The organism is Streptococcus entericus DSM 14446, from assembly GCF_000380025.1.
Classification (GTDB): Bacteria; Bacillota; Bacilli; order Lactobacillales; family Streptococcaceae; genus Streptococcus; species Streptococcus entericus.
Genome location: NZ_KB904155.1, coordinates 304830 through 315872 on the forward strand (window position 1 = coordinate 304830; position 11043 = coordinate 315872).

The 11043-nt window shown below is 44.1% G+C and carries 7 protein-coding genes, 1 tRNA gene and 1 rRNA gene; 4 read left to right on the plus strand and 5 right to left on the minus strand.

Annotated features, from left to right (window positions below; translation table 11 throughout):
• Window positions 1–44: 44 nt before the first annotated feature.
• The 3 genes from rpoB to pbp1b form a co-directional block, all read right to left on the minus strand.
• On the minus strand, window positions 45–3674 hold the full coding sequence (rpoB, locus tag A3GW_RS0101465) for a DNA-directed RNA polymerase subunit beta (RefSeq protein ID WP_018367548.1): 3630 nt from the start codon (window positions 3672–3674) through the stop codon (window positions 45–47).
• A 1-nt stretch (window position 3675) separates the two neighbouring features.
• Window positions 3676–3819, minus strand: coding sequence for a hypothetical protein (locus tag A3GW_RS11765; protein WP_211205387.1), 144 nt, complete (start codon window positions 3817–3819; stop codon window positions 3676–3678).
• 153 nt (window positions 3820–3972) lie between these two features.
• Entirely contained in the window at window positions 3973–6363 is a 2391-nt protein-coding gene (gene pbp1b, locus A3GW_RS0101475) for a penicillin-binding protein PBP1B (RefSeq protein WP_018367550.1), read from the minus strand.
• Window positions 6364–6740: 377 nt separating this feature from the next.
• Here pbp1b and A3GW_RS0101480 point away from each other — a divergent pair, with 377 nt between their 5' ends.
• The 4 genes from A3GW_RS0101480 to A3GW_RS0101495 all read left to right on the plus strand — a co-directional run bounded on the left by A3GW_RS0101480 (window position 6741) and on the right by A3GW_RS0101495 (window position 10496).
• Window positions 6741–7643, plus strand: a complete 903-nt coding sequence (locus A3GW_RS0101480; protein ID WP_018367551.1) for an HAD family hydrolase — start codon at window positions 6741–6743, stop codon at window positions 7641–7643.
• Between the two features lie 357 nt (window positions 7644–8000).
• Window positions 8001–8732 carry a metal ABC transporter ATP-binding protein gene (locus A3GW_RS0101485; protein ID WP_018367552.1) on the plus strand — a complete coding sequence of 244 codons (732 nt, stop codon included), beginning with the start codon at window positions 8001–8003 and terminating at the stop codon, window positions 8730–8732.
• Entirely contained in the window at window positions 8725–9567 is an 843-nt protein-coding gene (locus tag A3GW_RS0101490) for a metal ABC transporter permease (protein ID WP_018367553.1), read from the plus strand. Before A3GW_RS0101485 ends, A3GW_RS0101490 begins: the two co-directional genes overlap by 8 nt.
• Complete coding sequence (locus A3GW_RS0101495) at window positions 9564–10496, plus strand: metal ABC transporter substrate-binding protein (protein ID WP_018367554.1); 933 nt, start codon at window positions 9564–9566, stop codon at window positions 10494–10496. Before A3GW_RS0101490 ends, A3GW_RS0101495 begins: the two co-directional genes overlap by 4 nt.
• A gap of 193 nt (window positions 10497–10689) precedes the next feature.
• Here the strand turns inward: A3GW_RS0101495 and A3GW_RS0101500 are convergent.
• Together A3GW_RS0101500 and rrf are read right to left on the minus strand one after the other, a co-directional pair.
• Window positions 10690–10762 (minus strand) — tRNA-Asn (locus A3GW_RS0101500).
• Window positions 10763–10767: 5 nt separating this feature from the next.
• Window positions 10768–10883: ribosomal RNA gene (rrf, locus tag A3GW_RS0101505) — 5S ribosomal RNA — on the minus strand.
• Window positions 10884–11043: the final 160 nt, after the last annotated feature.

Below are 11043 nucleotides of genomic sequence, written 5' to 3' on the forward strand. Positions count from 1 at the left end.
AGAAGTTTGGACTAGGCGAGGACCGCCTAGTCAGCTTCTTATTATTAATCTTCTAATGCTGCCTCATCTTCTTCAGCTTCTTCGTCAACCTGTTCCGTTGTCTTACCTTCTTGCTCTGCCAATTCACGAGCAAAGGCTTCTGCTTCACGTGCTTGACGCTCACGAGCTTTTTCAAGGTCATCAACGTGCATCACGTCATCATCTTCACCCTCGTCCAAATCACGAAGTTCGACTTCGTTGTCATCCTCATCAAGGACACGCATGTCAAGACCAAGTGACTGCAATTCTTTAACAAGAACGCGGAAGGATTCTGGCACACCTGGTTTTGGAATTGGCTTACCTTTAGTGATGGCTTCATAGGCTTTGAGACGCCCCGTCACATCATCTGACTTGTAGGTCAAAATTTCTTGCAAGACATTTGATGCACCATAGGCTTCAAGCGCCCAAACTTCCATCTCACCAAAACGCTGACCACCGAACTGAGCTTTACCTCCGAGCGGCTGCTGGGTAACCAGTGAGTATGGACCAACTGAACGGGCATGGAGTTTGTCGTCAACCATGTGGTGGAGTTTGATCATGTACATGACCCCAACAGAGACACGGTTGTCAAACGGCTCACCTGTCCGTCCGTCGTAGAGAACAGTCTTAGCATCGCTATCCATGCCAGCTTCTTTAACGGTTGACCAGAGATCTTCTGAAGTCGCTCCGTCAAAGACTGGGGTCGCAATGTGGATACCTAGGTTTTTAGCCGCCATTCCGAGGTGAAGTTCCATAACCTGACCGATATTCATCCGTGATGGTACCCCGAGCGGGTTGAGCATGATATCAACTGGTGTGCCATCTGGCAGGTATGGCATATCCTCAACTGGAACAATACGCGATACGACACCTTTGTTCCCGTGACGTCCCGCCATCTTATCACCCACCTTGATTTTACGCTTCTGAGCGATGTAGACACGTACTAGTTTATTAACGCCAGATGGCAGTTCATCACCGTTGGCACGAGTAAAGATTTTAACATCACGAACAACACCATCACCACCGTGTGGTACACGTAGAGAGGTATCGCGCACTTCACGTGACTTGTCTCCAAAGATAGCATGGAGGAGACGCTCCTCAGCTGAGAGGTCTTTTTCACCTTTCGGTGTTACCTTACCAACGAGAATATCGCCCTCTTTAACTTCAGCACCAATACGAATAATCCCGACTTCATCAAGATCACGAAGAGCATCTTCACCGACGTTTGGAATCTCGCGAGTAATCTCTTCAGGGCCTAACTTGGTATCACGAGTTTCACTTTCATATTCTTCCAAATGGACAGAGGTATAAACATCCTCTTTGACCAAGCGTTCACTCATGATGACCGCATCTTCGAAGTTATAACCTTCCCAGGTCATGTAGGCAACGATTGGGTTTTGACCAAGCGCCATCTCACCATTTTCCATAGAAGGACCATCAGCGATGAAGTCCCCTTTTTCAACCAAGTCACCCACCTTAACCAAGGTTCGTTGGTTATAGGCTGTTCCTGAGTTTGAACGGCGGAATTTGGTAATTTTGTAAACGTCAAGGCTACCATCGTTACGACGAACCTCAACCTTATCTGCATCAGAATAGACAACTTTACCATCATGTTGGGCGATGACAGCTGCCCCAGAGTCGTGGGCTGCCTGGTATTCCATCCCTGTTCCCACATAAGGGGCTTTAGGGTCAATCAGAGGAACGGCCTGACGTTGCATGTTAGCTCCCATCAGAGCACGGTTGGAGTCATCGTTTTCAAGGAACGGAATACATGCTGTCGCCACAGCAACAACCTGCTTCGGAGACACATCAACGAAGTCAACAATGTCTGCTGGGAATTCTTGGTTGTTACCTTGATGACGTCCCATGACAACTTCTTCTGCAAAAGTATTGTCGTCATTGAGACGAGAATTAGCCTGCGCAACAGTGAACTCATCTTCTTCATCAGCTGTCAGCCAGAAGATATCATTGGTGACCTGACCAGTTGCACGGTCAACCTTACGATACGGTGTTTGGATAAAACCATAACGGTTAAGACGTCCAAACGAAGACAAGTTGTTGATCAACCCAATGTTTGGACCTTCTGGCGTCTCAATCGGACACATCCGACCATAGTGGGTGTAGTGTACGTCCCGTACCTCGTAACCCGCGCGGTCACGCGTCAAACCACCAGGACCAAGGGCTGATAGACGGCGTTTGTGGGAAAGTTCAGACAGCGGGTTATGCTGATCCATGAACTGTGAGAGCTGGGAAGAACCAAAGAACTCTTTGACCGCAGCGGTCACAGGGCGGATATTAATGATTTGTTGTGGTGTGAGAGCCTCGTTATCCTGAGCAGACATCCGCTCGCGCACATTGCGCTCCATCCGTGATAATCCGACACGGAACTGGTTCGCTAGGAGCTCACCAACCGCACGGATACGACGGTTACCCAAGTGGTCAATGTCGTCCACCTTGCCAATACCTTCTGCCAAGTTGAGGAAGTAACTCATCTCTGCCAAAATGTCTGCTGGGGTCAAGGCACGCACCTTGTCTTCTGGATTGGCGTTGCCGACAATCGTTACCACACGATCTGGATCAATAGGGGACACGACCTTGAATTTCTGTAAGAGGATCGGTTCAGTTAGCACAGCAAAATCATTTGGCGTATAGACAAATTTGTTAAGATCCCCATCCAAGTGTTCTGCGATACCATCAATCACCTCGCGGGTCATCAAGGTACCAGATGCCACCAAAATCTCCCCCGTTTCAGGGTCAACGAGGTTTTCAGCAATGACTTGGTTAAGCAAACGCGTCTTAACATTTAGCTTCTTGTTCATCTTGTAGCGACCAACAGCTGCCAAATCATAACGCTTGTAGTCAAAGAAGCGAGCAATTAAGAGAGCTCTTGAACTTTCAGCCGTTTTTGGTTCACCTGGACGTAGGCGCTCATAAATTTCTTTAAGCGCCTCTTCTGTACGAGCATCGGCTGGATTTTTATGGATATCTTTCTCAATCGTGTTACGAATTAAATCGCTGTCACCGAAAATGTCAATAATTTCATCATCACCAGAGAAGCCCAAAGCACGCACCAAGGTCGTAAATGGAATCTTCCTTGTGCGGTCAATACGCGTATAGGCGATATCTTTAGAGTCAGTTTCCAGCTCCAACCAAGCCCCGCGGTTTGGAATAACTGTTGATCCGTAACCAACTTTCCCATTTTTGTCAACCTTGTCATTAAAGTAAACACCGGGTGACCGCACCAACTGAGAAACGATAATACGCTCTGCACCATTGATGATAAAAGTCCCCATCTCGGTCATCAATGGGAATTCACCAAAGAAGACCTCTTGAGTCTTGATTTCGCCAGTTTCCTTGTTAATCAAACGGAAAGTCACATAGAGTGGTGCTGAATAGTTCGCATCGTGAGAGCGTGCCTCTTCCAAATTATATTTTGGAGTTTTCAGCTCATACCCAACAAACTCAAGCTCCATGGTGTCGGTAAAGTTAGACACTGGAAGCACATCTTCGAAGACTTCCTTCAAGCCCGTGTTTAAGAAATCTTGAAAAGAATCTGTCTGAATTTCGATCAAATTAGGTAAGTCAAGTACTTCCTTGATGCGTGAAAAACTACGACGGGTCCGATGTTTCCCGTACTGAACGTTATGTCCTGCCAAGTTAAACTCCTTTGTACATAAGAATACGATGACCTGAACGGTCAAGTTTAGTTAACTGCATGATGGCGGTTTGACCGCCGCCTACATCGCGTAGGTTATTTGCCGTGGTCGCTGAAATGTCAGAATCTTTAAGTTTTAATGACAAAGCCATTTTCCCCTAAAAATAGGCACAAAAAGAGCAGCTAAATCTTGAAAAGCTCTGATTTAACTGCTGCTAGTCTTGATTGGACAAGATTTCAACCAAAACAAACGACAAATATCTTATGAATTATAACATATTTATCTTTTTTTGGCAAATTTATTGACCTGTAGTTGTTGCCTCAGTTTGCGGTGCTGGTGCTGAACTAGTGGCACTAGAGGATGTGCTTGGGGCACTGCTGCTGGACGCACTGCTAGGGCTCGGTGTCTGAACCCCTACAATAGCCGCCCAAGCCTGCTGGCGGTCGCTAGCTGACCCTCCCACCATAAAATCACTAGTGGTCACAGGTGCGCCGTTTTTAGCCCAGTAAGAAACCGTCGTCGCGCCTCCTATACTAATCTGTCGACCATTGACCGTCACCGTGCCCGCTTGCATACCAGTGGAGGTAAGAACACTAGATGATATGGTCTCAGGCGCTAAATTGAAGCGCTGTTCTAATCCTAAAATTGACGGATCCGCCTGATGGATGGCATTGACCAACCGAGCAACATAAGTATGAGTGTGGCGACCTGAAATATTGCTCATAGGTGAATTATCATCATGACCAGCCCATGTGCCCAGGGTAACTGCCGGTGTACCAACCATTAACCACGAATCCACATTCTCATCACTGGTACCTGTTTTGCCAATCCAGTCTCCGTTTGGCAATTGAGGGTTCAAAGCACCAATTTCACGGATAAATGCCGTTGTCGCACCAGATCTTAGCGGTCCACGTAAAAGATGGGTCATGATCCCTGCTCCAGCAGGGGAGAAAATTCGCTCACCTTTGTCATCGTACTCATAGATTACCGTGCCATCGTTTGCTGTTATTTTTTGGACAACATGTTTCTTATGATAAATACCGCCATTAGCAAGCATCTGATAGCCATTGGTCTGTTGAGCAACACTCATCTCTGCACCACCACCAATCGGCAAACTCTCAATGCTGTAGTCATCAAATTCATAGCCCATCTTGCTCATGTAACCCTCAACATCAACACCCCGTTCTCTCAGAAGCTTATAGGTCCAAAAAGCGGGGATATTGTAAGACATGTCCAGAGCATTTTGTAAAGTGACAGCTGCTGTTCCTCTGCTACCCACATACAAAATCGGTTGACCGCTAGAGAAATTAGCAGGATAGTTGGATAGCACGCTAGCGCTACCAATCAGCCCTTGATCAATAGCGATGCCGTAAGGGAGGAGTGATTTGATGGTTGAACCTGGTGACCGTTTGGTATCAAAGGCGTGATTGTTTTGGTTATCAGCGTAGTTACGACCACCAACAAAACCAAGTACCGCCCCAGTTCGATTGTCCATGAGGACATTGCCTGTTTCTACAAGCCCTGTCCCATCATCCAAGAGGTGTCCAAGATTAGCAACCGTGTCCTGCATGGCCTGATGAACCGTTTTATGAATCGTCGTTGTGACATGGTAGCCTCCTAAAGCCAATTCTTCTTTAGCTTTTTCACGGTAGGCAGTTTGTACAGCATCACTTGTTTTTTCTAAATCAGAAACGTTATCCCGCTTGAGCAAATAGTCGTAAAGCAGATCCTCAGCCTCTTCCATGACCGTATAGTAGAGAAAGCCGTGATTGGTCTCCTCAATCGCCTCTGGCTTCTTGAAATCCTGAGTGATATCGTATGCCACATAATCATCATAAGCCGGTTTATCAATAACACCCGTACGGTACATATTGTAGAGCACATTTTTAGCTCGTTTGATTCCTATCGCCATATCATCGGGTGTCTTAAAATTGCCATCCGATGTGTAAGGGGAATACACAATCGGACTCTGTGGCAAGCCCGCCAAAAATGCCGCCTGAGGAATCGTCAAATCTTTAGCAGACACCCCAAAAATCCCCTGAGCAGCCTCCTCTATACCTGCAATATTTTGACCACGGTTGTTACGACCAAATGGCGACACATTGAGATAATTCGTCAAGATCGTGTCCTTGTCCATATGACGTTCCAACTCTAAGGCATAAATCATTTCTTGCGACTTCCGCTTAAAAGTCGGCACATCGCCCAAGACCTGTTGCTTGATCAACTGCTGGGTCAAGGTTGAGCCACCACTAGTCTCACCGATGCCCAAAATCGTCGTCAGCGCCGCCCTCAAAACTGCCTTTGGCAAAACACCTTTATGAGTTGCGAAATTTTCATCTTCCGTAGAAACAATAGCCTGTTTGATATTGTCAGAAATAGCAGAGCTCTCTACAGGCGTTCGCAGTAAATCCGTATCAATCGCAGCAATCAAGCTACCATCAGAGTAGGTCAACTGCGAAATCCGCGTGAACGTCCCTACTTGCTTGACTAACTGTTGAACCTCTGGTACCTTGGCCTGATCAATCTGACTCGCCAGGTAACCAAATGCCGTACCAATCCCCATCATACCAAACAATAAGGCTATAATGTATAAAAAATGAGATAATATCCTTACGGTCTGTAAAACAACTGAACCGATATCCCAAATGGTCAACTCCGACCAGGCTTTCTTACGATGACTTTTTTTCATAACATACCTCAATTTATATTATAGCAAAAAACTCATCAAACACCAAAAATTTGCTGAACATCTTATCATCATTCAACAATCATGGGACCTACCTACCAAACTTAAAAATTAAATAAATGCCCTGTGCAAACAAATGTTTATATGACTTGCTTCTGTAAATTATTGGCTGATTTGAATATCACATCACGTTAACCATTTTTTGTAAACAGCTGCTTATTGGTTCGTAAAACCAGACTTTTCGATTGATCAAGAGCTGTTGCATTAACAGTGTCCATTACAGTATTTAACAGACACATGACAGAAAAATAGCAGAGCTTGTTTGAATTTTTTTAGGAAAAATAGTATAATGTTTGAAGCATAATTAAAGGGGATAATGAATGATTACAGCGATTGTATTTGATGTAGATGATACCATTTATGACCAGCAGGCTCCTTATCGGATTGCTATGGAAAAATGCTTCCCAAACTTTGATATGAGCCAGATAAAACCTGCTTATATCCGATTTAGGCACTATTCCGATATCGGTTTTCCTCGTGTAATGGCTGGAGAGTGGACTGTCGAATACTTCCGCTTCTGGCGCTGCAAGGAAACACTGTTAGAGTTTGGGCACCCTGAGATTGATGAAGCAACTGGTACACACTTTCAGGAAGTCTATGAGCGGGAGTTAGATAACATCACCATGCTGGACGAGATGCGTCTGACACTAGATTTTCTCAAGTCTAAAGGTGTGCCTATGGGCGTTATCACCAATGGCCCGACAGAACACCAACTGAAAAAAGTTAAGAAACTCGGACTTTATGACTACGTTGAGCCTAAGCGTGTTATCGTGAGTCAGGCGACTGGCTTTCAAAAGCCTGAGCGTGAGATTTTTAACCTAGCTGCTCAGCAATTTGGCTTCAACCCAGCAACCACTCTCTATGTTGGAGACTCCTATGACAATGATGTCATGGGAGCTCATAATGGGGGCTGGCGCTCCATGTGGTTCAACCATCGTGGACGAACGTTAAAAAAGGGGACGACACCCGTTTTCGATTTAGAAATTGACAGTTTTGAACAACTTTATGGGGCAGTCAAAGTGCTGTTTGACTTGCCTGATAACAAATTTATCGTTGATGTCAACGATAAACGCAATCCAATTCTAGAGTTCGGCATCAACAACGGCCTGATGATGGCAGCTGAACGCCTGCTCGACAGCAATATGTCCATTGATAAGGTGGTTATCTTGCTAAGGCTGGACAAAAAGCAGGAGCGAATGCTCCGCATCAAGTACGGTCGATAAACATGAATAGTCTATGCTAACATTAACATGAAGGAGATTGGGACAATAGTCCTGGTCTTTTCGTTTTAAGTTACAAAACACCTCAACCTATTTCAGCTAACAAGTACGACAACTACAGCGAACTTACTTTCCCAATTTACATCCACCAACTGCTATTCTTAGTTTGTTTATAAACTAACAACTCATCAGATTTTATTGTTCTAGCGATTTAGCCCTCTACTATAGTGATACTTTCCAGAAAATCCTTGACTTTTTTGTGAAATTGCGTGATAATAAGGTGATTGTAATTATTGTTAACTGATTAATTTTTGAACGAATGTAACAGCATTCAACCTCTTTTATATAAGGAGATTAGTAATGATAATTATAGAAAATCTCACCGTTACTTACGACGGTGACCAACTGGTCTTAGACGGTCTAACGTGTCAGATTGACCAGCCTGGCATTATTGGGATTATCGGTCCTAATGGTGCCGGCAAATCAACACTGATGAAGGCCATTCTAGGCTTTGTCCCCTTTCAGGGGAATGTGGCGATTGACGGGCAGACAGGGGTAGCTGCACGTGAAAAAATCGCCTATGTCGAACAGAAAAGTCACATTGATGTCACCTTTCCGATGACTGTTCGGGAATGTGTCTCACTGGGATTTTATAAAAAGTTAGGGTTATTCAACAACCTAACGACTTCACACTGGAAGAAAATTGATGACGTCCTCAGTCAAGTCGGTCTCACCGAACTATCAAAGCGTCCTATTTCAGCTTTATCAGGCGGTCAGTTTCAACGAATGCTGATTGCGCGTTGTTTGGTACAGGAAGCAGACTTTATCCTCTTAGATGAACCCTTTGTTGGCATTGATTCAGTGAGCGAAGCCATTATCATCGAGCTCCTCAAAGAACTGAAAAACGCTGGCAAAACCATCTTGGTGGTTCATCATGACTTGAGTAAGGTCAAGCAGTATTTCGACCATCTGCTTATTCTCAACAAAAAACTGGTGGCTTACGGTAAGGTGTCTGATGTATACACACCTGCTAATCTGCAAGCAGCTTATGGCGACCTTTTCTTCAGTCATGAGGAGGTGAGCCATGCTTAGTCGTTTTATCGAAGCTGTCGCTTCCTACCAGTTTTTGCAAAATGCCTTAATCACAGCTGTCATCATAGGAGCTGTGGCAGGTATTGTTGGCTGCTTTATCATCCTACGGTCCATGTCTCTAATGGGGGACGCTATCTCTCATGCCGTTCTGCCTGGAGTAGCCATTTCTTACCTACTAGGACTGAACTATTTAGTCGGAGCTTTAGTGTTTGGCCTTTTAGCTTCCGTGCTCATCACCTTTGTTAAGGAGAATTCAACGCTCAAAGGTGATACAGCGATTGGGATTATCTTTTCAGCTTTTTTGGCTCTTGGAATTATCTTAATCAGCCTAGCACGAAGCTCAACAGATTTATCTCACATCCTATTTGGAAATGTCTTAGCCGTTCAGGATACTGACAAATGGGCAGTTATTATCGTTTCGCTAGCAGTCCTTGCCATCATCGTGGTTTTCTTCAAACCATTGAAATTGACCTCTTTTGACCCTGTTTTGGCGCAGTCTATGGGTATCAAGGTGAGTTTTTATCACTACTTACTCATGATTTGCCTAACCCTAGTGGCTGTGGTCGCCATGCAGAGTGTCGGTACTATTTTGATTGTTGCTTTACTTATTACCCCTGCAGCAACTGCTTATTTATTTACGAACAGTCTCAAAAGCATGTTGCTTTTGTCTTCTATCTTGGGTATGTTCTCTTCTGCCCTAGGTATTTTTCTTGGTTATAGTTTTAACCTACCAGTTGGATCAAGTATTGTGCTAACTGCCACTTTAATTTTCATTACTTCTTTCTTNATATCACCTAAACAAACACTTTTTAGAAAGAAAGGAAAGAACACATGAAAAAATTACTTGGATATCTTAGTCTAGCTTTCACCTTGCTTTTGGTGGCTTGCTCACCAAACACCGGGCAAACTCAATCAACTGATAATGGTAAGCTAAAGGTTGTAGTAACCAATTCAATTTTAGCGGACATGACCAAAAATATCGCTGGAGATTTGGTTGATTTACACAGTATTGTTCCAATTGGACAAGACCCACACGAATACGAGCCTTTGGCAGCTGATATTCAAAAAACAACTGATGCTGATGTCATCTTTTACAACGGTCTAAACCTTGAGACTGGTGGTGATGCGTGGTTTACTAAACTGATCAAAACTGCCAATAAGGTTGAAAATAAAGACTACTTTGCTGTTAGTGACGGCGTTAAGGTCATTTACCTTGAAGGACAAAACCAACAAGGCAAAGAAGACCCACATGCTTGGCTCAATGTTGAAAATGGCATCATCTACGCTCAAAATATTGCTAAAACATTGATGGATAAGGACCCAAACAACAAAGAGACTTATCAAAAGAATCTAGACACTTACGTCGCTAAGCTCTCAGAACTGGATAAGACCGCTAAAGCTGCTTTTGCTGCCATCCCATCAGAAAAAAAACTTATCGTGACCAGCGAAGGCGCCTTTAAATACTTCTCAGCAGCTTACAACGTCCCATCGGCTTATATCTGGGAAATCAATACTGAAGAAGAAGGAACACCAGAACAAATTACAACATTAGTGGAAACTCTTAGAAAATCAAAAGTTCCATCACTCTTTATCGAATCATCCGTTGACCGCCGTCCGATGGAAACTGTTTCTAAAGACACAGGTATCCCTATTCACTCTGAAATCTTCACAGATTCAGTAGCGGAAAAAGGTCAAGAAGGTGATTCTTACTACGCCATGATGAAATGGAATCTGGAAAAAATTGCGGAAGGTTTGGCAAAATAAGCTAGACGACCACAAATGGTTTACCGCAACCAGCAAAAAAAGATTGGGCTTACTTCCCCAATTCTATCTCTTACAACATTATTACAATCCTTTAAGGAGCAGGCTTCGTACCTGCTTTTTTTAGTTCATTAAATAATCATTTTTCGCACAAAAAAGAAACCCTGATAAATCAAGGTTTCTAACCGATTATTTACTCCGCCAACAGGGCTTGAACCTGTGACATCATGATTAACAGTCATGCGCTCTACCAACTGAGCTATGGCGGAATTAAGCTAAGCAACTACCATATCTCACAGGGGGCAACCCCCAACTACTTCAGGCGTTCTAGGGCTTAACTACTGTGTTCGGCATGGGTACAGGTGTATCTCCTAGGCTATCGTCACTTAACTCTCGAATGATTAAAATAAACCACTCACAATTGAATACCTACTCATTGTAACAAATTAACCTAACGCTGTCAATATCTAATTAGACTTCGGATAAGTCCTCGGACGATTAGTATTGGTCCGCTCCATGCCTCGCAGCACTTCCACTCCCAACCTATCTA